Origin of the sequence: Streptomyces filipinensis, from assembly GCF_014649495.1 — a bacterium.
GTDB lineage: Bacteria > Actinomycetota > Actinomycetes > Streptomycetales > Streptomycetaceae > Streptomyces > Streptomyces filipinensis.
The window spans coordinates 149,876-172,505 of the sequence record NZ_BMTD01000019.1 but is presented as its reverse complement, the minus strand read 5'-3'; the positions used below and the strand labels follow the sequence as shown (position 1 = coordinate 172,505).

At 70.6% G+C, this 22,630-nt stretch carries 24 protein-coding genes; 18 read left to right on the top strand and 6 right to left on the bottom strand.

The window, feature by feature from the left end; translation table 11 throughout:
• Positions 1 to 271: 271 nt before the first annotated feature.
• From IE244_RS33295 to IE244_RS33285, 3 genes are all read left to right on the top strand, one after another.
• Positions 272 to 967, top strand: a complete 696-nt coding sequence (locus tag IE244_RS33295; protein ID WP_107069339.1) for a response regulator transcription factor — start codon at positions 272 to 274, stop codon at positions 965 to 967.
• A gap of 374 nt (positions 968 to 1,341) precedes the next feature.
• Positions 1,342 to 3,270 (top strand): 2-oxoacid:acceptor oxidoreductase subunit alpha, encoded by a 1,929-nt coding sequence (locus IE244_RS33290; protein WP_191877289.1) that lies wholly within the window; start codon positions 1,342 to 1,344, stop codon positions 3,268 to 3,270.
• Positions 3,263 to 4,324: a 2-oxoacid:ferredoxin oxidoreductase subunit beta gene (locus IE244_RS33285; RefSeq protein ID WP_191877288.1), complete on the top strand. Its 1,062-nt coding sequence runs from the start codon at positions 3,263 to 3,265 to the stop codon at positions 4,322 to 4,324. Before IE244_RS33290 ends, IE244_RS33285 begins: the two co-directional genes overlap by 8 nt.
• A gap of 15 nt (positions 4,325 to 4,339) precedes the next feature.
• Here IE244_RS33285 and IE244_RS33280 read toward each other — a convergent pair whose 3' ends face one another.
• Positions 4,340 to 4,744, bottom strand: a complete 405-nt coding sequence (locus tag IE244_RS33280; protein WP_191877287.1) for a winged helix-turn-helix transcriptional regulator — start codon at positions 4,742 to 4,744, stop codon at positions 4,340 to 4,342.
• A 102-nt stretch (positions 4,745 to 4,846) separates the two neighbouring features.
• Here IE244_RS33280 and IE244_RS33275 point away from each other — a divergent pair, with 102 nt between their 5' ends.
• From IE244_RS33275 to IE244_RS33250, 6 genes are all read left to right on the top strand, one after another.
• Entirely contained in the window at positions 4,847 to 5,701 is an 855-nt protein-coding gene (locus IE244_RS33275) for an SDR family oxidoreductase (RefSeq protein WP_191877286.1), read from the top strand.
• 135 nt (positions 5,702 to 5,836) lie between these two features.
• Positions 5,837 to 6,787, top strand: a complete 951-nt coding sequence (rarD, locus tag IE244_RS33270; RefSeq protein WP_191877285.1) for an EamA family transporter RarD — start codon at positions 5,837 to 5,839, stop codon at positions 6,785 to 6,787.
• A gap of 114 nt (positions 6,788 to 6,901) precedes the next feature.
• On the top strand, positions 6,902 to 7,135 hold the full coding sequence (locus IE244_RS33265) for a hypothetical protein (protein WP_191877284.1): 234 nt from the start codon (positions 6,902 to 6,904) through the stop codon (positions 7,133 to 7,135).
• 194 nt (positions 7,136 to 7,329) lie between these two features.
• Positions 7,330 to 7,533 carry a hypothetical protein gene (locus tag IE244_RS33260; RefSeq protein ID WP_191877283.1) on the top strand — a complete coding sequence of 68 codons (204 nt, stop codon included), beginning with the start codon at positions 7,330 to 7,332 and terminating at the stop codon, positions 7,531 to 7,533.
• On the top strand, positions 7,530 to 8,123 hold the full coding sequence (locus IE244_RS33255) for a 3'-5' exonuclease family protein (protein ID WP_191877282.1): 594 nt from the start codon (positions 7,530 to 7,532) through the stop codon (positions 8,121 to 8,123). Before IE244_RS33260 ends, IE244_RS33255 begins: the two co-directional genes overlap by 4 nt.
• A 71-nt stretch (positions 8,124 to 8,194) precedes the next feature.
• Complete coding sequence (locus IE244_RS33250) at positions 8,195 to 8,674, top strand: VOC family protein (RefSeq protein ID WP_191877281.1); 480 nt, start codon at positions 8,195 to 8,197, stop codon at positions 8,672 to 8,674.
• A 20-nt stretch (positions 8,675 to 8,694) separates the two neighbouring features.
• On the opposite strand, the gene IE244_RS33245 is transcribed toward IE244_RS33250, so the two are convergent.
• The 5 genes from IE244_RS33245 to IE244_RS33225 form a co-directional block, all read right to left on the bottom strand.
• Positions 8,695 to 9,876: a hypothetical protein gene (locus IE244_RS33245; protein WP_191877280.1), complete on the bottom strand. Its 1,182-nt coding sequence runs from the start codon at positions 9,874 to 9,876 to the stop codon at positions 8,695 to 8,697.
• Positions 9,877 to 10,019: 143 nt separating this feature from the next.
• Entirely contained in the window at positions 10,020 to 10,643 is a 624-nt protein-coding gene (locus IE244_RS33240) for a hypothetical protein (RefSeq protein ID WP_191877279.1), read from the bottom strand.
• Positions 10,627 to 11,751: a tetratricopeptide repeat protein gene (locus IE244_RS33235; protein ID WP_191877278.1), complete on the bottom strand. Its 1,125-nt coding sequence runs from the start codon at positions 11,749 to 11,751 to the stop codon at positions 10,627 to 10,629. Before IE244_RS33235 ends, IE244_RS33240 begins: the two co-directional genes overlap by 17 nt.
• Positions 11,752 to 11,894: 143 nt before the next feature.
• The gene (locus IE244_RS33230) at positions 11,895 to 12,602 is read right to left on the bottom strand and encodes a peptidase associated/transthyretin-like domain-containing protein (RefSeq protein ID WP_191877277.1); all 708 of its coding nucleotides are present in this window, start codon (positions 12,600 to 12,602) and stop codon (positions 11,895 to 11,897) included.
• 19 nt (positions 12,603 to 12,621) lie between these two features.
• Positions 12,622 to 13,647, bottom strand: a complete 1,026-nt coding sequence (locus tag IE244_RS33225; RefSeq protein WP_229854513.1) for a peptidoglycan DD-metalloendopeptidase family protein — start codon at positions 13,645 to 13,647, stop codon at positions 12,622 to 12,624.
• 303 nt (positions 13,648 to 13,950) lie between these two features.
• Between IE244_RS33225 and IE244_RS33220 the strand changes: the two genes are divergently transcribed.
• The 9 genes from IE244_RS33220 to IE244_RS33180 all read left to right on the top strand — a co-directional run bounded on the left by IE244_RS33220 (position 13,951) and on the right by IE244_RS33180 (position 22,401).
• Complete coding sequence (locus tag IE244_RS33220) at positions 13,951 to 14,394, top strand: DUF6668 family protein (protein ID WP_308436305.1); 444 nt, start codon at positions 13,951 to 13,953, stop codon at positions 14,392 to 14,394.
• Positions 14,391 to 14,669 carry a hypothetical protein gene (locus IE244_RS33215; protein WP_191877275.1) on the top strand — a complete coding sequence of 93 codons (279 nt, stop codon included), beginning with the start codon at positions 14,391 to 14,393 and terminating at the stop codon, positions 14,667 to 14,669. The genes IE244_RS33220 and IE244_RS33215 overlap by 4 nt, the downstream gene beginning before the upstream one ends.
• A 193-nt stretch (positions 14,670 to 14,862) precedes the next feature.
• The gene (locus IE244_RS33210; RefSeq protein WP_191877274.1) at positions 14,863 to 15,162 is read left to right on the top strand and encodes a hypothetical protein; all 300 of its coding nucleotides are present in this window, start codon (positions 14,863 to 14,865) and stop codon (positions 15,160 to 15,162) included.
• A 31-nt stretch (positions 15,163 to 15,193) separates the two neighbouring features.
• Positions 15,194 to 15,961, top strand: coding sequence for a DUF8175 domain-containg protein (locus IE244_RS33205; RefSeq protein ID WP_191877273.1), 768 nt, complete (start codon positions 15,194 to 15,196; stop codon positions 15,959 to 15,961).
• Position 15,962: 1 nt separating this feature from the next.
• Positions 15,963 to 17,150, top strand: a complete 1,188-nt coding sequence (locus IE244_RS33200) for a hypothetical protein (protein WP_191877272.1) — start codon at positions 15,963 to 15,965, stop codon at positions 17,148 to 17,150.
• Positions 17,151 to 17,271: 121 nt separating this feature from the next.
• Positions 17,272 to 18,765: an SCO6880 family protein gene (locus IE244_RS33195; protein ID WP_191877271.1), complete on the top strand. Its 1,494-nt coding sequence runs from the start codon at positions 17,272 to 17,274 to the stop codon at positions 18,763 to 18,765.
• Positions 18,762 to 20,261, top strand: coding sequence for a putative type IV secretion/conjugal transfer ATPase (locus tag IE244_RS33190; protein ID WP_229854512.1), 1,500 nt, complete (start codon positions 18,762 to 18,764; stop codon positions 20,259 to 20,261). Before IE244_RS33195 ends, IE244_RS33190 begins: the two co-directional genes overlap by 4 nt.
• Positions 20,258 to 22,018 carry a type IV secretory system conjugative DNA transfer family protein gene (locus tag IE244_RS33185; protein ID WP_191877270.1) on the top strand — a complete coding sequence of 587 codons (1,761 nt, stop codon included), beginning with the start codon at positions 20,258 to 20,260 and terminating at the stop codon, positions 22,016 to 22,018. Before IE244_RS33190 ends, IE244_RS33185 begins: the two co-directional genes overlap by 4 nt.
• Complete coding sequence (locus IE244_RS33180) at positions 22,015 to 22,401, top strand: DUF4913 domain-containing protein (protein WP_191877269.1); 387 nt, start codon at positions 22,015 to 22,017, stop codon at positions 22,399 to 22,401. Before IE244_RS33185 ends, IE244_RS33180 begins: the two co-directional genes overlap by 4 nt.
• Positions 22,402 to 22,630: the final 229 nt, after the last annotated feature.

Below are 22,630 nucleotides of genomic sequence, written 5' to 3'. Positions count from 1 at the left end.
CCCCCCCCCCCCCCCCCCGCCACCGAAGAGCCGTGAGGGCGGCGCGTGAGAGCGCCGCACGGCAGTCCCGGCGAGCCCCGAGCACCCCGGCGCACCGCCGCCCCACGAGCCCGCCTCGGCCCCAGCGCCCCCAGGGCCCGTCACGCGCCGCGGGCGGCCGGGTTGTGCCGTGCGGCGGCGACGCGGACCGAATGCTGGGATGCTTGACCTTCGTACGGACAAGCGTCCGCACGGAAGAGCGTCGTCGGACAGGCTTCGTCCGGCGAGCGGCATGGGCTTGGGGGGCCGGGAGATCGTGGAGAACAGGGTGCGGGTGGTCATCGCCGAGGACTCAGTGCTGCTCAGGGAGGGCCTGACCCGGTTGCTGACCGACCGCGGACACGATGTCGTGGCCGGCGTCGGGGACGCGGAGGCGCTGGTGAAGACCGTCGCCGACCTGGAGGCGCAGGGCATGCTGCCCGACGTGGTCGTGGCGGACGTACGGATGCCGCCGACCCACACCGACGAGGGCGTACGGGCGGCCGTACGGTTGCGGAAGGTGCATCCGGGGCTCGGGGTGCTGGTGCTGTCGCAGTACGTGGAGGAGCGTTACGCCACCGAGCTGCTGGCGGGTTCCAGCCGGGGCGTGGGCTATCTGCTCAAGGACCGGGTCGCCGAGGTGCGCGAGTTCGTGGACGCGGTGGTACGGGTGGCCGAGGGCGGTACCGCGCTGGACCCGGAGGTGGTCGCGCAGCTGCTCGGCCGCAGCCGCAAGCAGGACGTGCTGGCGGGGCTGACCCCGCGCGAGCGCGAGGTGCTCGGCCTGATGGCCGAAGGACGCACGAACTCGGCGATCGCCCGGCAGCTGGTGGTCAGCGACGGGGCCGTGGAGAAGCACGTCAGCAACATCTTCCTGAAGCTCGGGCTGGCCCCGAGCGACGGCGACCACCGGCGCGTTCTGGCCGTTCTGACCTACCTCAACTCCTGACGGACTCCTGAGCGACTCCTGCTGGAATCCAGCCGGAGCCGTCCCGGAACCTCACCGGACTCCCGGCGGACAGGACGCCGTGCGGGCCGGGCGCCGAACCGTCGGGAACCGCCCGGCCGCCTGGGGAAGCCGGGCACCCGGCTGGGGAGGACTCAGGAGACAACCGAGGGACGCTCGGGAACTTCTTGATCGGAGTTCCGGCGACGCGGGTCATCATGCGGGAGAGTGAGTAACAGCGCGACAGGCCGTCTCGAAACGTCGTCCAATCCTCGGATGGCCTCGGGAAGGCGACCCTAACCGACGTAGGGTTGATCCTGGGATGGTCCGTGGGACGACCACCCGACGGACAGCCGCCTCGAAGGAGGTCCAGTTCAGTGACCAGCCAGGTCAGCAGCCCAGCGGAGCACACCGACGGAACCGTCGTGGGAGAGCAGCGCAAACCGGGCGGCGCAAAGGACGTGCGGCGCCTGGACCGGGTGATCATCCGGTTCGCGGGGGACTCGGGTGACGGCATGCAGCTCACCGGTGACCGGTTCACCTCCGAGACAGCTTCCTTCGGCAACGACCTCTCCACCCTTCCCAACTTCCCCGCCGAGATCCGCGCGCCCGCCGGCACCCTGCCCGGTGTCTCCAGCTTCCAGCTGCACTTCGCCGACCACGACATCCTCACCCCCGGGGACGCCCCGAACGTGCTGGTGGCGATGAACCCGGCCGCGCTGAAGGCGAACATCGGCGATCTGCCGCGCGGCGCCGAGATCATCGTCAACACGGACGAGTTCACCAAGCGCGCCCTGCAGAAGGTCGGCTACGACGCCGACCCGCTCCAGGACGGTTCGCTGGACGGCTACAACCTCCACCCGGTGCCGCTGACCACCCTCACGGTGGAGGCGCTCAAGGACTTCGCGCTCTCCCGCAAGGAGGCCGAGCGCAGCAAGAACATGTTCGCGCTGGGTCTGCTGTCCTGGATGTACCACCGGCCGACCGAGGGCACCGAGAAGTTCCTGAAGTCGAAGTTCGCCAAGAAGCCGGACATCGCCGAGGCGAACATCGCCGCGTTCCGGGCCGGCTGGAACTTCGGCGAGACGACGGAGGACTTCGCGGTCTCCTACGAGGTCGCCCCGGCCGCCAAGGCCTTCCCGGTCGGCACCTACCGCAACATCTCCGGCAACCTCGCCCTGTCCTACGGCCTGGTGGCGGCCTCGCAGCAGGCGGATCTGCCGCTGTTCCTCGGCTCGTACCCGATCACGCCGGCCTCGGACATCCTGCACGAGCTGAGCAAGCACAAGAACTTCGGCGTGCGGACCTTCCAGGCGGAGGACGAGATCGCGGGCATCGGCGCGGCGCTGGGGGCGGCCTTCGGCGGCTCGCTCGCGGTGACGACCACGTCCGGTCCCGGTGTCGCGCTGAAGAGCGAGACGATCGGGCTCGCGGTCTCGCTGGAGCTGCCGCTGCTGGTCGTCGACATCCAGCGCGGCGGACCGTCCACGGGTCTGCCGACCAAGACCGAGCAGGCGGACCTGCTGCAGGCGATGTTCGGCCGCAACGGCGAGGCGCCGGTGCCGATCGTGGCGCCGCGGACCCCGGCGGACTGCTTCGACGCCGCGCTGGAGGCGGCCCGGATCGCGCTGACGTACCGCACGCCGGTGATGCTGCTGTCCGACGGCTACCTGGCCAACGGCTCCGAGCCGTGGCGGATCCCGGACCTGGACGAGCTGCCGGACCTGAGGGTCCAGTTCGCCTCCGGCCCGAACCACACCCTGCCGGACGGCACCGAGGTCTTCTGGCCGTACCAGCGGGATCCGCAGACCCTCGCCCGGCCGTGGGCGGTCCCGGGCACTCCGGGCCTCGAGCACCGCATCGGCGGCATCGAGAAGCAGGACGGCACGGGCAACATCTCCTACGACCCGGCCAACCACGACTTCATGGTCCGCACCCGGCAGGCCAAGATCGACGGCATCGAGGTCCCGGACATCGAGGTCGACGACCCGCACGGCGCGAAGACCCTGGTCCTGGGCTGGGGCTCCACCTACGGGCCGATCACCGCGGCGGTACGACGGCTGCGGACGGCCGGCGACTCGATCGCGCAGGCGCATCTGCGTCACCTCAACCCCTTCCCGCGCAATCTCGGAAAGGTGCTCCAGCAGTACGACAAGGTAGTGGTCCCCGAGATGAACCTCGGGCAGCTGGCCACCCTGATCCGGGCGAAGTACCTGGTCGACGCCCACTCCTACAACCAGGTCAACGGCATGCCGTTCAAGGCGGAACAGCTCGCCACTGCTCTGAAGGAGGCCATCGATGACTGACACCGGCAACGGACTGCTGCAGCTGGTCCCCAAGGCCGAGGCCAAGCAGTCGATGAAGGACTTCAAGTCGGACCAGGAGGTGCGCTGGTGCCCGGGCTGCGGTGACTACGCGATCCTGGCCGCCGTTCAGGGCTTCATGCCGGAGCTGGGCCTCGCCAGAGAGAACATCGTCTTCGTCTCCGGCATCGGCTGCTCCTCCCGCTTCCCGTACTACATGAACACCTACGGGATGCACTCCATCCACGGCCGCGCCCCGGCGATCGCGACCGGTCTGGCGACCTCGCGCCGCGACCTGAGCGTGTGGGTGGTCACCGGTGACGGCGACGCGCTGTCCATCGGCGGCAACCATCTGATCCACGCCCTGCGCCGCAACGTCAACCTGAAGATCCTGCTGTTCAACAACCGCATCTACGGCCTGACCAAGGGCCAGTACTCGCCTACCTCCGAGATCGGCAAGGTCACCAAGTCGACGCCCATGGGCTCGCTGGACGCGCCGTTCAACCCGGTGTCGCTGGCGATCGGCGCGGAGGCGTCCTTCGTGGCCCGCACCATCGACTCGGACCGCAAGCATCTGACGGAGGTGCTGCGCGCGGCCGCCGGCCACCCGGGCACCGCGCTGATCGAGATCTACCAGAACTGCAACATCTTCAACGACGGTGCCTTCGACGCCCTCAAGGACAGGCAGCAGGCCGAGGAGGCCCTGATCCGCCTGGAGCACGGGCAGCCGATCCGCTTCGGGGCCGACGGCACGCGCGGCGTCGTACGCAACCGGGCCACCGGGGACCTGGAGGTGGTCACCGTGACCGCGGACAACGAGGCGGACATCCTGGTCCACGACGCGCACACCGCGTCGCCGACCACCGCCTTCGCGCTCTCCCGGCTCGCCGACCCCGACACCCTGCACCACACCCCGATCGGGGTCTTCCGCTCGGTGGAGCGGCCGGTCTACGACACGGCGATGGCCGAGCAGCTGGACACCGCGATCGAGCAGAAGGGCAAGGGCGACCTGTCCGCGCTGCTGGCCGGCGGGGACACCTGGACGGTCGTCGGCTGACCCTGCTGTGCGCCGCTACGAGGCCCGGGACTGGATTTCCCGGGCCTCGTCGTATGCCCGGCGGGCGCTGAGCACGTCGTCCATGCGCTGGTCGGTCCAGCGCGCCAGCGCCCGCACCTGCTCCGCCGCCTCGCGGCCCAGCTCGGTCAGGGAGTAGTCGACGCGTGGCGGGATGACGGGCTTGGCGTCCCGGTGGACGAGGCCGTCGCGCTCCAGGGTCTGGAGGGTCTGCGTGAGCATCTTCTCGCTGACGCCGCGCCCGCCGAGGCCGTTGATCGCCCGGCGCAGTTCGCTGAAGCGATGGGAGCGGTCGAGGAGCTGGATCAGCACCAGCACGCCCCAGCGGCTGGTGACGTGCTCCAGGACCAGGCGATGGGGGCACATGGCCGCGCCGTCACCCTTCCACTCACTTACCAACATGGACGTACCTTACTTCAAAGTGGGTACTGTCGCACAGTTAGCGCCCCTCCTAGGGTGAGTGCCATACGCGGACACACGCCATCCCCCAAGGAGTTCCCCACCATGAGCATCGTCGTCACCGGAGCCACCGGACACCTCGGCCGGCACGTCGTGCAGCAGCTGCTGGAGAAGGTTCCGGCGGAGCAGGTCACCGCGGTCGTGCGGGACGAGGCGAAGGCCGCCGACCTCGCGGCCCGCGGGGTGCGGCTGGCCGTCGCCGACTACAACGCGCCCGAGACCTTCGAGGGCCTGTTCGCCGCCGGCGACAAGGTCCTGCTGATCTCCGGCAACGAGTTCGACAAGGGCCGGGTGCGGCAGCACACGGTCGTCATCGACGCCGCGAAGGCGGCCGGCGTGGCACTGCTCGCGTACACCAGCGCCCCGGGCGGTCTCACGGCGGCGCTGGCGGACGACCACCGGGCGACGGAGGAGGTGCTGCTCGCCTCCGGCCTGCCGTACAGCCTGCTGCGCAACGGCTGGTACCACGAGAACTACACCGAGAACCTGGCGCCTGTGCTGGAGCACGGTGCGGTGGTCCAGGCCGCCGGCGACGGCCGCGTCTCCTCGGCGGCGCGCGCCGACTACGCGGCCGCCGCGGTCGCGGTGCTGACCGGCGAGGGCCACGAGAACACGACGTACGAGCTGGGCGGCGACGAGGCGTGGGGCTTCGCCGAGTACGCGGCCGAGCTGAGCCGTCGGACCGGCCGGGAGATCGCCTACACCCCGGTCTCCGGTGAGGCCCTCACCGGCATCCTGACCGGTGCCGGGCTGCCCGGCCCGCTGGCCGCGATCCTGGCCGGCGTGGACGCCTCCATCGAGAAGGGCGAGCTGGTGATCACCAGCGGCGACCTGGCCCGTCTGACCGGCCGCCCGGCCACGCCGCTCGCCGAGGCGATCACCGCCGCGCTCAAGGGCTGATCCGACCCGGCACCCTCGCCTGTCATGACCGTATGGCGATACGGGCATGACAGCGAGGGCGCTCGGCGCTACCTTCGTTCTGGCGTGCGTGGGTGGGACGGGCTCCCGCGTGCGGCGTGGCGACAAGGAGGGGCCGTGGCCGGGACGTCCAAGGGTGAGCACCGCATAGGCCTGCTGAACGGCTTCGCCGCCTACGGCATGTGGGGCCTGGTGCCCCTGTTCTGGCCCCTGATGAAGCCCGCCGGGGCGATGGAGATCCTCGCCCATCGCATGGTGTGGTCCCTGGTCGTCGTCGCCGTCGCCCTGCTCTTCGTACGGCGCTGGTCCTGGGCCGGACAACTGCTGCGCCAGCCGCGCCGGCTCGGGCTCGTCGCCGTGGCCGCCGCCTTCATCACCGTGAACTGGGGCCTCTACATCTGGTCCGTGAACTCCGGGCACGTGGTCGAGGCCGCCCTCGGGTACTTCATCAACCCGCTGGTGACCATCGCGATGGGCGTGCTGCTGCTGAAGGAGCGCCTGCGGCCCGTGCAGTGGGCGGCGGTCGCGACCGGTCTCGCCGCCGTCGTCGTCCTGACCGTCGGCTACGGCCGCCCGCCGTGGATCTCGCTCGTCCTCGCCTTCTCCTTCGGCACCTACGGCCTGGTCAAGAAGAAGGTCGACCTCGGCGGCGTCGAGTCGCTGGCCGCCGAGACCGCGATCCAGTTCCTGCCCGCCCTCGGCTATCTGCTGTGGCTCGGCGCGCACGGCGACGCGAGCTTCCTGAACGGCAGCGCCGGACACGCCGCCCTGCTCGCCTCCACCGGCCTCGTCACCGCCCTCCCCCTGGTCTGCTTCGGCGCGGCGGCGATCCGCGTGCCGCTGTCCACCCTGGGCCTGCTGCAGTACCTGGCCCCCGTCTTCCAGTTCCTGCTCGGCGTCCTGTACTTCCACGAAGCCATGCCACCCGAGCGCTGGGCCGGCTTCGCGCTGGTCTGGCTGGCGCTGCTCCTGCTCACGGGCGACGCACTGCGCTCCGCACGCGGACCGAGGAAGCCTGTGGAGGTACCCCGGGTGGACACACCCGGCGCGACACCTGTGGAGGCCTAGCCCCCGCCACACCCTCAGCGCGTACGGGTTGCCAGCACCGTGCACTAGGCTGATCAACTGCCTTGAACGCAGGGCGACAAGGCGACAGCGTTACGGGGATCGGGCGACGGCGCGATGGACTTGGCACAGCCGGCAGCAGCCGCCGCCTGGGCGGCGACGGGGGCGATGGGGCCGAACGCGGCCTACCGCAACCAGACATTGCAGTACGGCGACGCCGCCTCCTCCGCGTACGCGGCCGTCTACGGCTCCCTCAGCCGCCGCCGCATCCCGGTCACCGCCGTGCCCGCCCGCGTCCGCAGCGACATCACACCCGAGGTCCGACTGGCGAATTCACCGTCCTCACGGTGACGTCCGAACTACCCGTAGGCGGCTTCTCGCCCGACACGCCCGTGTTCCGCGGTCCGGGCAAGAGCGAGACGGCGTGGGCTCCGATCCTGGAGAAGGAGACCCCGCGGCTGCCACTTCAATCATCCGGAGCCCCTGACGGTCCGGGAGCTGAGGAAATTCTTCAAGAACCGCCACACCAGTCTGGAGCCAAACGAATGACCAGTACATTCGTCCTCCGTCCCAACGTGCCCGGACGGACGGCGAACGCCAACCTCGCCGTACAACACGTGTACGCCCCGGGCGACGGCACGGTCACGGTCCATCTGGTCGTCGCCGCAGCCATCGAACAGACGATCACGCTGGAAATCGGGATCTCACTTCTCGGTTCCCCGTGTGAACTTCACAAAGGAGAGCGATGACTAAAGTGGAATTTTACGTTTCGGCCGACGTCGAGGCCGACGGCCCGGTGCCGGGACCGTTCTCGATGTCCAGCTTCGGCCTGGCGGTCGCGGGTGTCCACGACGGCGCAGGGTTCCACGTAAGCGACCCGACCGAGCGTACTTTCTATGCGGAACTAAAACCGATCAGCGACGACTACGATCCGGAGGCACTGGCGGTCAGCGGCTTGGATCGCGGCAGACTGGCCCGGGAGGGACAGACCCCCGCCCAGGCCATGAACGCTGCGGCCGACTGGCTCGCGGCCGTCTCGGACGAACTGTCCGCCACTCCGGTGTTCGTCGCCTACCCGCTGGGCTACGACTGGATGTGGATGTACTGGTACTTCATGCAATTCGCCAGCAATGGCTCCCCCTTTGGTCATTCCCGCTGCCTGGATCTCAAGACCCTGTACGCGGCCAAGTCCGCCTCGCCGATCACTGCGTCGACGAAGCGCTCGATGCCCCGGCATCTGCTCTCTTCGCACCCTCATACGCACAATGCGCTGGACGACGCGATCGAGCAGGCTCAGCTGTTCCAGAACGTCATGCGGTGGAACGGAGTCCAACCCTAGGTCGAGAAGCATCCAGACGGTCGCCCGGATCGAAGCCGCAAGCACCCCGAGTCGCTGTTACGTTGACCACCATGTCGACGCAGACACCCGCCGAGTCCCCCGTCCCGCTGCACTGGAAGCTCGTCATCGACGCCTCCGACCCGCACGAGCAGGCCGACTTCTGGGCCGCCGCGCTGCACTACACGGCCGAGGACAACAGCGCCCTGATCGAGCGACTGCTGGACCAGGGCGCGTTGCCCGGCGAGGCCACCGTCGAGTACCACGGCCGGCCCGCCTTCCGTGACCTCGTCGCCGTACGGCATCCCGACGACCCGTACGACCCGCAGACCGGTACCGGCCTCGGACGGCGGCTGCTGTTCCAGCGCGTGCCCGAGGCGAAGACGGGGAAGAACCGGCTCCATCTCGATGTGCACGCCGGTGCCGAGCGGCGCGCGAGCGAGGTGGCACGACTGGAGGCGCTGGGCGCGCGGGTGCTGCGCGAGGTGAAGGAACCCGCGGGTGAGTGGGTGCTGATGGCGGACCCGGAGGACAACGAGTTCTGCGTGCAGTAGCCCGTGGCCCTGCCGCCCGGCTACTGCTGCGTGGCGCGGGCCGCCCGGTCGGTCAGGCGGACCATGCGGGCGCGGGCCGACTCCAGCGGACGCAGGTCCTCCGCGGCGGGGCCCGGCTCAGTCGTGAGCTCCGTCCACAGCTCGATCAGGTCCCGGCCCAGCCGCAGTCCCTCCTCGGGATCACGGACCGCGCGCCACGCGGTCGCCGCGCTCAGCACGTTGCCGTAGGCGGCCTCGGCGTACCGCTCCTGCCGGCGCAGCCGGGCGAGGTCCAGGGACAGCTGGAAGGCACGGGCCGTGTCGCCCCCCAAGTAGGCGATGTACGCGGCCAGTTCCCGCAGATGCAGCACCTCGGCATGGCGGGGGCCCAGCACGGTGGACGCCTCGGTGACCGTACGGTCGGCGAGTTCCGCCGCCGCCTCGATACGGCCGGCCCGCACGGCTTCGTTGATCCGCGTCATCGGCTCGGTGAGCAGCTCGGCCCCCTCCGCGGTCTCGGTCACGGGCCCGTCTCCGAGCACCTCCTCGGCAACGGCGTCGAACCCGCGGGCGGGAGTGTGGGTGGGGGCGGGGGCAGGGTCGGCGAGGGAGGCCATGAGGGTGGAGGCCGGGAGTGCGTACGCCGTGGAGGCCGAGGGAGCGGGGGCGTCGGCCCTAGGCCCCGGCCCGGACTCCGGCGCCTCCTCGACCGGCATGACCGGCGCGGGACCGAACTGTCCCGTCGGCACGTGCACCATCCACGCCGGCAGGGGCTCCGGCTCCTCCACAAGCGGCACGTCCCGAGCGCGGTCCGCCGCAGCCACGCCTGCCGGTGACACCACGTCGGCCGCGCCCGCCGCGGCCACGCCGACGGGTGCCGCCACGTTCACCGCGCCCGCGCCGCTCGCCGCGTTCGCCTTGTGCGCCGCGGCCACCCGTACGGCCCGTCCCGTGACCCGGCTGGAGCCGTCCGCCGAGACCTCCAGGGGGACCACACAGCCGGTGCGGTCGTCGTGGATGGTGGCGCGTATGGGGGCGCCGAGGCTGATGGCCAGGCGCTGGAGGTGGTTGAGGACGGCCTGCTGGATCTCCTCGCCCGGCGCCGCGATCACCGACGTTCCGCCCACCGACGCGCCTCCCGCGCCGAACACCCGCACGGCCACCGCCGCCGGATGCACCGCGGGCTGCTGCACCCGCTTCTTCTCGAAGCTGAGTCGGGCCATCGGTTTTCCCTCACTCCCCCGGCGTGGCGATCCGGTCGCACCCCTTGTCTCGTACCAACCAGTCTGTCCCCCGGGTACGGCTCCCGCGTAACCACGACGTCACAGGCTCGTCCCAGATACGGAGGCCGCCCGGCCGGCAGCGGTCACCTCCGCGGGCCGGGGGCCGGCGAAGCGCCCGGCGCGGGGGCACGGTTCGGGGTGGCTGGGCCGCCCGCCGGGGACGCCGTCCGCCGGGACACCGTCTGCGCCGCCGACAGTGCGTGGAGCTGCGCAGGTGACGCCGCGGAACGCAACCGGGCCGCCACGGCCGACGGCATACGCGCGCCGGCGGAGAGATCGCCCGAGACCTGCGAGCGGAGCATGCCGACCCGGGCCAGATGGGCCTGCTGCTGTTCCGGGGACAGCGACGCCGCGCTCGTCTCCACAGCCGCCCGCACGGCGGCGGGATGTGTGGGTACAGGCGCGGCACCACGTGCGGGTACCCGCTGCGGATCGAATCCCGCGGCACGCAGCGCGGCCGCCCGCGCGCGCAGGGTGGGTGGCGCGGACTCTGGCGTGCGCGCCACCGGCCGGTCCCTCCTGGCGCCGTTTCCCGGCGCGAGCGGCGTTCTGGCCGAGAGGGTGCGCCAGCTCACGGTCCCGGTGAACTCGTTGACGGTCACCTCGACCCGCGGCCGGGCGGGGCGGCGGCGCAGGCGTGCGGCCTCAGCCCGGCGGCGGGTGTGCTCGCCACCCGGGGGGCCGACGTGGTCAACGGCCCTGGGCATGGGGGGTTCCCGTCGGTGTCTGAGCGGTGGACCGTGCGCGAGCACGTTCGGCGAGGCGGCCCATACGGGCGCGAGCCGCCTCGAGTTGCGCGGGATCGGCTGCCGCGGGGCCGCCGCCGGCGGCCAGTTCGCCCCACAGGGCGATCAGTTCCTGGCCTAGGGCCAGTCCCAGCGCGGGATCGCGCACACCACGCCAAGCCGCGGCGGCGCTCTGCACGTTGGTCAGGGCCCGCTCGTCGTTGTGGCGTCGGCGGATCTGGGCGACCTCCATGGACAGGGCGAAGGAGCGGCGCGCGTCACCCGCCAGGAAGGCGATGTACGCGGCCAGTTCGCGCAGTTGCAGCACTTCCGGGTGGTCTGCGCCCAGCGCCTGCGCGGCCGACGCGATGGTCTGCTCCGCCATCGCCGCGGCCGACTCGATCCGGCCCATGCCGACCGCCTCGTTGATCCGGCGGACCGGCTCCGCGAGGAGCGACGGGGCCGTGGCCCCTGCGGGCACGGCATCCTGCGGGGGCGGCGTTGCGGCGTGCGCGACCGGCGCTCCCACGGGTGCGAGCGAGGCGGCCTGCGCGGAAGTGACCTGGGCAGCAGGGGCCGCTTGCGCGGGCATCGCCGCCTCGGCGGGCGCTGGAGCGGGCCCGGGAGGGGCCGCCTGCGCCAGCGGATCGGCCTGCGCGAACGCCGTGGTCTCGGCGGCCGCGCCGTAAGGAACGGGCTGCGGGGCCACGGGGGATGCCGCTGGGGCTCCTGTGTCTGCTTCCGCCACGGACTGCTCGGGCGCCGGATCCGGCACGGCCCGCAGGACACGCGTCGCCTTGCCCGGCCCGGGGTGCGGATCATCCGGTACGGCGGCTGGCACTGCCGCAGCGGGTGTCGCGGCCTGAGACATCGCCGGCGCGCCGGCCGTGGTCAGCGAGATCGGCCCGGCCAGCAGGACCGGCTCTCCCGCGAAAGCGCTTGAGCCGTCGGCCGCGACCTGGATCGGCGTGCTGTACCCGATCCGCTCGTCGTGAACCGTCGCGGCAACCGCGTACCCGGTCGCGAGCACCAGGCGGTGCAGGTAGTTCAGCACCGCGTCCTGGGTGGTCTCGCCGGGTCCCGCGGTCACCGGCAGGCCTCCCACCGTGGCACTTCCGTCGGCCGAGACGTGAACCTCCATGGGGCGCAGCCCGGGTGAGGACGGCTGTTCCTGTCCAGGCCCGTCCTTCTGCCGCTTACGACCGCTGCGACTGAATCTGGACATCGGTTACCTCACTGGGCGGAAGAGTCGGAGGACGAGCCGGCGGACGCCGGCGACGTATCAGCGCTCGGCGGTGTCGCGGCCACGACGACCATCACGTCGTCCACGCGCCATGGTGCCCCGGCGACTGAACGTACCAGCTTGACGTAGGCATTCAGCCGCGGTCCGGTGCCGGTCCAGCCGTCCCGGCCGTGCGCGGTCCCGCGCACGACGAGGGACCGGTAGGCGACCGTCTTGCTGTCCCGCGGCGCGTCGTCCTCCAGTTCGCTGCTCACGGTCACGGTGGTCCAGGCGTGGTGCTTGGCCCAGGTGTTCCATTCGACCCCGGGGCCGCTCGCGGGTTGGTACTGGCGCTCATCGGCCGCCTTGCGTTCCGTGAACCAACGGGAGGCGCGGAGCACCGCGTCGTGTGGGCTGGTGTCGTACTTGGTGTCGTAGCTGTATGCCAGTTCGGCCCATGCTTTGGCCACGACACTGGCGTCGGTGCCGTTCACGTTGCCCGGGTGCGCGACATGCGCGTCGGGGCCCAGGGCCTTACCGGACGGCACGGGGGCCTTGGGGACGAAGGAGGGTCCCGCCGACGCCGTAGCACCGTGCTTAGCGTCGTCCACGCGGTGGTCGGGCAGTCCACACGCCGACAACAGGGCGAAGCCGGAGACAGCTGTGAGCAGGCCAGCCACCGAGCGCTGCCCGGCTCCTGCGAAGCGTGTCCTCATCATCTCCTCGCCTCCTGTCCCGTCACTTCAGTCCCAGCCACGGTGCGGGATCCACATATTGCCCGTTCACCATGACCTCGAAGTGGGCGTGCGGACCGGTCGAGAAGCCGGTGGAGCCCACCGCTCCGACCTGCTGTCCGACCCTGACCTGCTGTCCCACGGAGACGCTGATGGCCGACATGTGGTTGTACGTCGTGGAGATCTGCTTGCCGTCGATGGTGCCGTGTGAGATCACCACGCGGTTTCCGTAGCCGTTGGCCCAGCCCGCGGACGTCACCTTGCCGTCCCGGGCCGCGAGGAACGGCGTGCCGGCCGGCACGCCGAAGTCGATGCCGGTGTGCAGCTTCCACACATGCAGGATGGGGTGCATTCGCATTCCGAACGGCGAGGTGACCGGCGGGTTTCCGCTCAGCGGCATCGCCATCCTCTGGCCGTCGGGCAACTTGCCGCCGCCCTGCGTGTCGCCGACCGACTCGTACTTGGGTATCAGCGACTTGATTCGGACAACATAGTTCTGCGTCTCGGTGTACGGCGGCATGCCGTGGAACTGCCGGATCCGGTCCGGCCCCGCGTTGTACGCCGCCAGTGCCAGATCCAACGTCTCCCCGGATGCCTCTCCGTGTGCCTTGTATCCTTCGACGTCCTTGGCGAGAAAACAGTCGTAGCGCCCCTGCGCCATGATCGCGTCGGCGGCGTCGAAGGGCGAGGCGACACCGTTGCCGTCCTCGTCCTTGCCCCAGGTCGTCCAGGTGCCGGGCATGAACTGTGACAGGCCTTGAGCCCCCACCGGCGACACCGCGTCAGGGCGCCAGCCTGACTCGGCCTCTATCTGGGCGGCGATGACAGCCGGCTTGATGACGTCACACTGGGCGCCGGACTTGAGGATCCACGGAACGTACTCGGGTTTCACCGCACCGCTCTTCAGACCTCCACTCACACCATTGACGTCGGCCTGGGCGTCACCGCTCCCGTTGCCACTGGCCCCGACTATGAGGATCAGCGGCAGGACGACCGCGGCAACGCTGCCGCCCACCACCCAGGCGGCCACTCCTCCCCCGTTGTTCGACATCCGCTCCCCCTGCGTCAACTTGCGTCGCCCAGAGACCTGTTGAGTCTCACCGGACACAGACCGGATCCGAGTATCCAGCCGGTCACAAATTTGCACCAAGGCCTCACCCAGTGCTACCTGTCACTCTTTCATCGGCGAAAATCAGGCGGCGAAGCCACATCGCACCACGGGGGAGCGGAGTTGACTGTGCGAATGAGCCCACCGGGCGGCCCGGAGATCTGGATTCGCGGACCTGTCGCCAGCGCGCCCTCACAGCCGAACCCCCTTACGCAAGGCACACAAGTGGCGTTCCCCAAACGGACGTTAGCCTGGGTGGCAGCGCACGGCGGTGCTGGCGCCTCCACGCTGTCGGCGGTCTTCGGAGGAATCGACCTGGGACGTTCCTGGCCCAGGCCGGACCGCGGCGAACCGGACTCAGTGGTGCTGGTGGCCCGCACGCACGCCGCCGGGCTGCAAGCCGTGTCACGCGCACTCGACCTGTTCCGGCGCGGTGAGCAGCCACCCGGCATCGAGTTGATCGCCGTCGCCCTGATCGCTGATGCGCCAGGACGGCTGCCCCGGTCACTGCAGCAGCGGATCAAGGTGATCGGTTCGGTGGTGCAAGTCCACCGGGTGCCATGGGTGTCCGCCTGGCGTACCGGAGACCTCACAGTGCCCGCCCCGAGGGATACATCCGGGCTGGCCGCTCTGGTCGCCCAAGACGCACGCGCGAGGAGCAACGGATGAACGCGGGACTGCTGATGGCCGGCGACTACACCCCGCCGTCCACGGCCACCACCCCACTGGACACCGTCCTCGGATACCTGGCCTGGCTGGTCACTGCGGCGGGCGTGGCGGGCTTGATGATTGTCGGCACCCGCATGGCCATCGCGCTGAAAACAGGTGACGCCGAAGAGCATCTGAAGGAGTTCCTCATCGTGCTCGGCGCATGCGTCATCGCAGCCTGCGCGGGTCCCATCGTGCAGTTCGTGGGCCTGGACTTCTGGAACATCAGCAAGTGACAGAGCTAGGCAGCGGCTCGGAGCGACCGCCGGCTCGCCCTCTGCCCAGACACCTCGCCGGGCAGCGGAGGATCACTACGGCTGTCTGCTGTAAGCCACTTGGCTCTCAGGGCTCACTAGATCCTTATAAAGCAATGCACTTGACGCTCGAACAGTTACTCGGCCGCACGGCCGACCCGATCGGGGAGAGTTCATGATCCAGGCGCTCGCAGTCAAGGCGCACACCTACCTCATTCTCGCGGACGGCGGTGTCCCGCAACCCAGCCGAAACGCCCCTCCGAAGCTCACCGACAAGGTGAATACGGTCCTCGGTCTTCTCGCCTGGGTCGGTACCGCTGCGGGCGTGGCAGGTGTGCTGATCACCGGCGCGATGATGGCGGTCTCCATGCGCCGTGGCGAGGGCTCGGAGCACATGGGCCGACTCGGGATGGTTCTCGGTGGGTGTGTCCTGGTTGCCACCGCTGGTCCCGTCGTCCAATTCGTCTTCACCTGACCCGACTCAGACTCGACGGAAGGAGTGAGGCATGTTGAATTCCGGCCGGCCTCGCAGGGGCAGCGGAGAGTGGGAGCAGCCGTTCTGGCAGCAACGGGGCTGGATCCTGTCGGCCGGATTCCTTCTGGTGCTTGTGGTCCTCGGCGCCTTCGCTCTGATGACTCACGGCAGCGGCGGAACACGTGGCCTTGCCCATTCCCCTACGCCCAGCGGGACCAACGCCCAGGGCGGCGGGGGCGGAAGCCAAGGTGACCGGCCCGCCGGATGCCACACCGACGACAGCGACCAGGCGAGGCCCACGGCACCGCCGAAGGACGTCTCCTGGAAGGCCAACGGCACGGACCTCGTACCGGTGTCCAGGACTGCGGGTCCACTCAAGTTCGACGGCTCCATCTGGTCCTGTTTCGCCCATACGCCCACCGGCGCTGTGTTCGCCGCTCATGCCATCGGCGACCACTTTGCCTTCCCGGGATGGCGTGAGGTCGTCGAGCGGCAGGTCGTACCCGGCCCAGGGCGTGACGAGTTCGTCGCCGAGCGGTCCAAGGACAAGGACCAATCCCTGTCCGGCCAGCCACGCGGCATCACTTACACCGGCTTCTCGGTCCTCTCCTACAACAAACAGCAGGCGACGGTGATGCTCCTGGCAGGTGTGCCGGGCGCCAGCAAGTACGGGTCTCTATCGATGACGCTGCGCTGGCGGGACGGGGACTGGAAGGTGGTTGCCGACTCGGACGGCACCATCTTCAGCGGTGTATCGCGTGTGGACGGCACAGACGGCTTCGTCACCTGGGGGGCCTGAGATGGCAGGGTGCCACAGCATAACCGGATGCATCGGCGACGTCATCACGAAACCCATCGAAGCGGGCGGCCAGGCAGTCGCGGGCGGCGCGGTGAAGGCTTTCGCCGACGCGATCGGTACGGCTACCTCGGAGACGCTGCAGGCCCTCAACGGCGTCTGGATGGACATCACCGTCGGGGATCCCAGCAACAGCTCCACGAACATTCACGACGTGACCAGCTGGCTGGTCGGGTATGTAGCCGTGGCGAGCCTACTCATCGCCGCGATCAAGATGGCCCTCGACCGCAAGGGGCAGCCCATGAAGCAAGCCTTCACGGGAATGTGGAAGGTCCTTTTGGTCGGCGGGCTCGCGGTGCCCGTGGTACGCGCACTCACCGACGCCTCCGACGCATACGCCCGGGACATCTACGCGAAATCCGACCTCGGTGAACGGGCGGACAGGATACTGGGCGTGGCGAACCTAAGTGCGCCCGGCCTGATTCTGATCTTCGGCCTGCTGGTCATGCTGTCGTCCTTCGTGCAGATATGCCTCATGTACATCCGCATCGGTGTGCTGATCATGCTGGTGGGCACGCTGCCGCTAGCTGCCGTCTCGTCCATGACCGGGTGGGGCGAGGGCTGGTGGAAGAAGCACATCGGCTGGCTCTCGGCCTGGGTGCTCTACAAACCTGCCGCCGCATTGATCATCTATTCGGCGACGGCCCTGACTCACAGTGCGGATGAGCAGAAGAACAACCCGGGGCACCTCAACCAGACCATCGCCGGCATGGGCATGCTCATCCTCTCGGTCTTCGCCCTTCCCGCCCTGCTGAAGCTGATCGTCCCCGCCACAGCCGCGCTCGGCAGCACGTCCGGCGGCACGGTCACGCTCAACGCCGTCAACAACCTGGCCAGCGGGGCCGTCAGCATCGCCTCCGGCGGCATGGGCGGAGGCGCGGGCAGCCCCGGCCCGAAGGGCTCGCCGTCCGAAGGGGGCGCTGCCCCGGCTCCTGCCCCGACCGCGGGCGGCGGCGCGGGGGCCGGCGGCTCCGCGGGTGCCGCGGGCGGAGCGGCTGCCGGTGCCGCGACCGGGGGCGCCACCGTGGCCGTGCAGGCCGCCGCCGTGGTCGCACAGACCACGGTCGCCGCGGCGTCCGAGGTGGTCAACTCCCTGGACGACAACGACGGGATGAAGGGCCACAACCAGTAGCACCCCGCCGGCCACTCCTCGGCGGCCAGGTCCCACGAACCGGGGCCCGACCGCCTTCCTCCCAGCGCTGAAGCCGGACTCCCCCCACCGCTGAAGCCGGAAGACCAGAAGAAGGGAACCCATGTCCTTCGACGCCCTGACGCGTCCCACCTACGGGAACTGGCGACGCCCGCGCCGCCCCGGTTTCGGCCCACTCGGGCTACTCGGAACCGTGGTCGCCTTCGGCGGTCTCGTCGTGGCGCTGCTGGCTTCGCTGGTCTCCCTCGCGGCGGCGATCGTGGTGCTCATCCCCACGGCCTTCGCCCTCGCCCCACTGGCGCTGCGCACGGCGGACGGCCGCAACATCTACCAGCTCCTCACCCTGCGCATCGGCTGGATGAAGCGCAAGGCGAACGGTTCCACCACCTACATCTCCGGGCCCCTCTCCCGGCGCCCCGGCGGCCGGTTCCAGCCCCCGGGCCTGCTCGCCCGTACCAAGATGCACGAGGGCCGGGACGCCTACGACCGCCCCTTCGGCGTGATCCACCACCCGGGCCGCAACCTGTACACCCTGGTCCTGGCCTGCGAGCCCGACGGCGGCTCACTCGTCGACCCCCAGCAGGTGGACATCTGGGTGGCGTCCTGGGGTGACTGGCTGTCGCGGCTCTCCCACGAGCCAGGTCTGCGCGGCGCCCAGGTCGTCGTGGAGACGGCCCCCGACACCGGTACGCGGCTCGCCGCGGAGGTTCTGCCCCGTATCTCCCCCGACGCACCCGCGGCCGCCCGCGCCGTGATGGAGGAGGTCGTCGAGCGCTACCCGACCGCCTCCTCGGAGATGCACACGTACATCGCCCTCACCTACGGCCCGGCCGGCGGCCCCAAGCGGGACGCCGACGACGTCATCACCGACCTGTCCATGCGGCTTCCCGGGCTGCTGTCGGGGCTGATCGCCGCGGGCGGCGGTGCCGCGTACCCGCTCTCCGCCGAACGCATCGCCGAGGTGGTGCGGGTGGCCTACGACCCCGCCGTCGCACCTGACGTCCTGAGCGTCCGCGCCGAGCAGACGACCACCGGTGTGGAGTGGGAGGACTCCGGCCCCGCAGCCGCCGTCGAGACCGTCTCCGCGTACAAGCACGACTCGGGTGTCTCCCGCACCTGGATGTTGACGCTCGCCCCACGCGGCACCGTCCGCTCCAACGTGCTGCGCGGTCTGCTGGAGCCGGCGCCCGGCACCCGCCGCAAGCGGGTCTCGCTGGTCTACCGGCCGATCGATCCAGCGACCTCCGCCCGCATCGTGGAGGCCGACCGCCGGGCCGCGCACTTCATGGCGTCGTCGCGCGGTGGCCTGGTCCAGGCCCGCGCCAGCTCCGAGATCCGGGCGGCCGAGCAAACCGCGGCCGAGGAGGCCTCCGGGGCCGGACTGGTCGAGTTCTCCCTGATGGTGACGGTCACCGTCGACAACGAGGACGAACTCCATGACGCGGCGATCACCGTACGCAACCTCCAGGCGTCTTCCCGCATCCTGATGCGCCCGGCCGACCGCATGCAGGCGTCCGCGTTCACCTGCACCCTGCCGGTCGGCATCCTGCCCTGGCAGCACACCCTCGTCCCATACCAGATCAGGGAGGCTCTGTGAGCGGCAAAGAACGGCGTCCGCAGCGCCCTTCCGTGGCCCCACCGCGAGGCTGGTACGGGCCGGGTGGCGGCCAGGTCGGCCATCTCGACCCGCCCACGATGTGGCGCGCGACGACCGTGCAGGCGTGCGGTCTGTGGCCGTTCGCCGCGGGTTCGGGTGCCCCGATGACAGGCGTGCCCCTCGGCCAGCACCTGCACACCGGTGCGACCGTGTGCGGCGACCCCATCTCCTGGTTCACCCGGGCCCGGTACATCTCCAACCCGTCGCTGTTCATGCTCGGCATGCCGGGTCTGGGCAAGTCGACGCTGGTCAACCGGATCCTGATCGGGCTCGCGGCGACCGGCGTCACCCCGCTGGTGCTGGGTGACCTGAAGCCCGACTACGCCGACACCGTGCGGGCCCTCGGCGGCCAGGTGATCTCCATCGGGCGCGGTGTGGGCGGCATCAACGTGCTCGACCCCGGCGCGATGGGCCAGGCCGCAGCGAAGATCGGCGGCGAGGCGGGGAAGGTCCTGGCCGCCGAGGCACACGGTCGTGTCCTCAACATGGTCGCCGCCCTGATCACGATCGTGCGTGGCCGGCCGATGGACGACCACGAGCAGTCGGTGCTTTCAGCCTGCCTGCACTACCTGGCCGAACGAGCCAGACCCGGCCGCGCCCCCCTTCTGCCCGACCTGCTGCGGGTGCTGGACGAGGGCCCCGACCGGGTGCGCGCGGTCACCCTGGACCGCGGAAACGTCACCCGCTACCAGGAAGCCGTCGACCCACTGCACCGCTCGCTGCTCGGTGTTCTCGACGGCCCGCTGGGCGACACGTTCGCCTCCGAGACGTCCACCAGGATCGACCCGGCCTCGCCCGCCGTGTGCGTGGACATCTCCCGGATCGGCGAGGCCGACACCCAGCTGACCGCGGCGGCGATGCTCGCCGCCTGGTCCGACGGGCTCGGGACGGTGGCCGCCGCGCACGCGCTCGCGGACGCCGGACTCGCCCCGCAGCGCTGGTTCTTCACCGTTCTGGACGAACTGTGGCGACCACTGCGCGCAGCCTCCGGCATCGTCGAGCGCATCGACGCCCTCACCCGCCTCAACCGCTCCCTCGGTCTAGGCGACGCCAAGATCACCCATACCCTCAAGGACGCCGAGGCACTGGGCAGCGAGGCCGACCGGGCGAAGGCACGCGGTTTCGTGGAGCGGGCCGGCATGGTCGTGTGCGCGGGACTGCCACGCACCGAGATGCGCGAACTGGGCGAGATCGTAGGGATGTCGGAGCGGGAGATCGAGCTGGTCTCGTCCTGGTCGTCACCGCCCGGCTGGGCCAGCACCGGAGGCCACGAGGAACCGCCCGGCCGAGGCCGTTTCCTGATCAAGGTCGGTGGCCGTCCCGGTATCCCGATCAAGGTGTCCATCACCGACACGGAACGCAACCTGCACAACACCAACACCCGCTGGACCGGGAACGGACTGAACCTGTCGAAGCGGACGGAGGCCTCGAGATGAGTGCGCCGCGCCCCACACGCAAGGGCAACTCCTCCGGGGACGACCTTCTGCCCTGGATCATTCCGGGCGGCGCCGCCCTCGTCGGCGGTGCCTTCGCGGGCGCCTGGCTGGGCGGCACGCTGGGCGCCGCCGTGTCCGGCGCGGGCTGGAACCCGCCGCCGTTCTCGCTGAAGACGCTGCAGACCCTGGTCGAGCACGGCCCACAGGGGTTATGGCCAAGCACGTCGAGCGGAGCGGTGACGGCCGGCATCGCCACGGTCTTCGGCCTCTTCGTCGCCCTCGTCGTGCTGCTGATCGTGCTCCTTCGGCGCCGCACGTCCCGCCCCAGCGGCCTTGCCGGCCGCAAGGAACTGGCCGGCCTGCTGCCCAAGGGGGCTGCGGCACGCGCCCGTGACCTGCGGCCGTCCCTGTCCAAGGCGGCCAAGGTGCTCCCCGACGAGTCGGGAAACCTGCTGGGCAATCTGGAGCCCAACGGCCCCGAGCTGCGCTCCAGCTATGAGGACGTGGAACTGGACCTGATGGCACCGCGCGCGGGCAAGTCCACCGGCATCGCCGTACCCCGCGTCCTGCGCGCCCAGGGCAGTGTGCTGCTCACCTCCAACAAGGCGGATGTCTACAGCGTCACCCGAGCCGAACGCGAACGCGTCGGCCAGGTCTGGGTGTTCGACCCGCAGGGCATCGCGCACACCCCGCGCGCGATGTGGTGGGACATGCTCGCCGACGCCACCACCATCGAGGGCGCGCGGCGCCTCGCCGGCCACTTCGTGGGCGCGGTCAACGACGACGCCTCCAAGCGGGACTTCTGGATCTCGGCCGCACAGAACACCCTCACCGCCCTCTTCCACGCCGCCAACCGTGGTGAACGAGGGGTCGGCGAGGTACTCGCCTGGCTCGCCGACCCGGCCGACCGCACCCCGATCGACCTGCTGCGCGACGCGGCCATGCCCGCCCTCGCCGACCAGTTGCAGGGCACCGTCCAGGGCGCCGTCGAGACCCGGGACGGCATCTACGAGACGGCCCGCCAGTGCGTGGCCTGCCTCCTGGACCCGGCCATCGCCGCCTGGGTGACGCCTGATCCGCGGATGCCGCAGTTCCGGCCGGAACAGCACGTCCTGTCCAAGGACACCCTGTACCTCCTTTCCAAGGACGGCGGCGGGTCGGCCGCGGGCGTCATCGCGGCGGCCGCGGACTCGGTCCTGCGCGCCGGCGTGGTCGCCGCCGAGCGCCTGGGCGGCCGTCTCGACCCGCCGATGACGGCGGTCCTGGACGAGGCCGCCAACGTCTGCCGCATCTCCGACCTGCCCGACCTCTACTCCCACCTCGGCTCGCGCGGCATCAACATCGTGACGTTGCTGCAGAGCTACCGGCAGGGCGTGCGCGTCTGGGGCGAGGCCGGAATGGACGCGCTGTGGGGTGCGGCCACCATCAAGCTGCTGGGCGCGGGCCTCGACGACGCCGACTTCGTCGAGAAGGTCTCCCGCCTGGTGGGCGAGCACGACGTGTCCACGGTCAGCTACTCCAAGAGCAAGGACGGCCGCTCCCGGTCCACCTCGTACCGCCTGGAGCGCATCCTGCCCGCCGACCGTATCCGTGCCCTGCCCAAGGGCACCGCTCTCCTCCTGGCCACCGGCATCAAGCCGGCGCTGATCCGGCTGCGCCCCTGGTACGCCGAGCCCGGTGCCGACCGTATCCAGGCCGCCGCCCAGGCCGAGGTGAAGGCCATCACCGCCCGCGCCGCAGAGAAAGCATTCCGATGACCACAGCACAGGAACAGCCGGCGGCACCGCCGTTCATCCTCTACCTGGACGGCGCGGAGTACGCCGAGGAAATGCGCAACCTGGCCCTGTGGGTGGCCGACCTCCTGCTGCCCGTGTACGGCCGCGAGGTCACCTCTCAGCAGCCCTGGTGCTCCCGCTGGTGGGAGCACCTGGAGGCCGTCGCCCGGCTGCACGCCCTGTGGCTCGCCTGGCAGGAGTACACCGACCCGGCGGCGGGCGTCTCCGGCCCCGCCCTGTGGCACCGGGACCATCTGGGCCCCGTACTCTCCGAGCTGCGCTCCCCCACGGGCCCGTTCGCGGGCTGCAAGGAGGGAAGCCACCGGGCGAAGGCGGTTCCGGTGGTGGAGGCGTACGACGGCTGACACCGGACAATCGCTGCTTGGTCCCGGCGGCCCCGCGTCGGCCGGTGACGTGCAGCAGGGACGCGAGGGAGATGACGCATGGCTGCCCGGAGACTCCGCAGAAGACCAGTCGTCTCCCCCGCGCTCCGAGCACAGGCCCGCGCGGGCACCGCGCCCGTGATCGCTGGGACGCGGGCGTGAGGTGGACGCCCGGGGCGCCGCGAGCGAACGCTGTGACGGCGGAGTCCGC

Coding starts and splice junctions, on each gene's coding strand:
- IE244_RS33195 (WP_191877271.1), top strand. CDS start 17,272: ATGTCCTTCGACGCCCTGACGCGTCCCACCTACGGGAACTGGCGACGC.
- IE244_RS33275 (WP_191877286.1), top strand. CDS start 4,847: ATGAGCATCGTCGTCACCGGAGCCACCGGACACCTCGGCCGGCACGTC.
- IE244_RS33180 (WP_191877269.1), top strand. CDS start 22,015: ATGACCACAGCACAGGAACAGCCGGCGGCACCGCCGTTCATCCTCTAC.
- IE244_RS33245 (WP_191877280.1), bottom strand. CDS start 9,876: ATGGCCCGACTCAGCTTCGAGAAGAAGCGGGTGCAGCAGCCCGCGGTG.
- IE244_RS33230 (WP_191877277.1), bottom strand. CDS start 12,602: ATGATGAGGACACGCTTCGCAGGAGCCGGGCAGCGCTCGGTGGCTGGC.
- IE244_RS33210 (WP_191877274.1), top strand. CDS start 14,863: ATGATCCAGGCGCTCGCAGTCAAGGCGCACACCTACCTCATTCTCGCG.
- IE244_RS33265 (WP_191877284.1), top strand. CDS start 6,902: ATGGACTTGGCACAGCCGGCAGCAGCCGCCGCCTGGGCGGCGACGGGG.
- IE244_RS33285 (WP_191877288.1), top strand. CDS start 3,263: ATGACTGACACCGGCAACGGACTGCTGCAGCTGGTCCCCAAGGCCGAG.
- IE244_RS33295 (WP_107069339.1), top strand. CDS start 272: ATGGGCTTGGGGGGCCGGGAGATCGTGGAGAACAGGGTGCGGGTGGTC.
- IE244_RS33200 (WP_191877272.1), top strand. CDS start 15,963: ATGGCAGGGTGCCACAGCATAACCGGATGCATCGGCGACGTCATCACG.
- IE244_RS33185 (WP_191877270.1), top strand. CDS start 20,258: ATGAGTGCGCCGCGCCCCACACGCAAGGGCAACTCCTCCGGGGACGAC.
- IE244_RS33280 (WP_191877287.1), bottom strand. CDS start 4,744: ATGTTGGTAAGTGAGTGGAAGGGTGACGGCGCGGCCATGTGCCCCCAT.
- IE244_RS33205 (WP_191877273.1), top strand. CDS start 15,194: ATGTTGAATTCCGGCCGGCCTCGCAGGGGCAGCGGAGAGTGGGAGCAG.
- IE244_RS33260 (WP_191877283.1), top strand. CDS start 7,330: ATGACCAGTACATTCGTCCTCCGTCCCAACGTGCCCGGACGGACGGCG.
- IE244_RS33250 (WP_191877281.1), top strand. CDS start 8,195: ATGTCGACGCAGACACCCGCCGAGTCCCCCGTCCCGCTGCACTGGAAG.
- IE244_RS33255 (WP_191877282.1), top strand. CDS start 7,530: ATGACTAAAGTGGAATTTTACGTTTCGGCCGACGTCGAGGCCGACGGC.
- IE244_RS33215 (WP_191877275.1), top strand. CDS start 14,391: ATGAACGCGGGACTGCTGATGGCCGGCGACTACACCCCGCCGTCCACG.
- IE244_RS33240 (WP_191877279.1), bottom strand. CDS start 10,643: ATGCCCAGGGCCGTTGACCACGTCGGCCCCCCGGGTGGCGAGCACACC.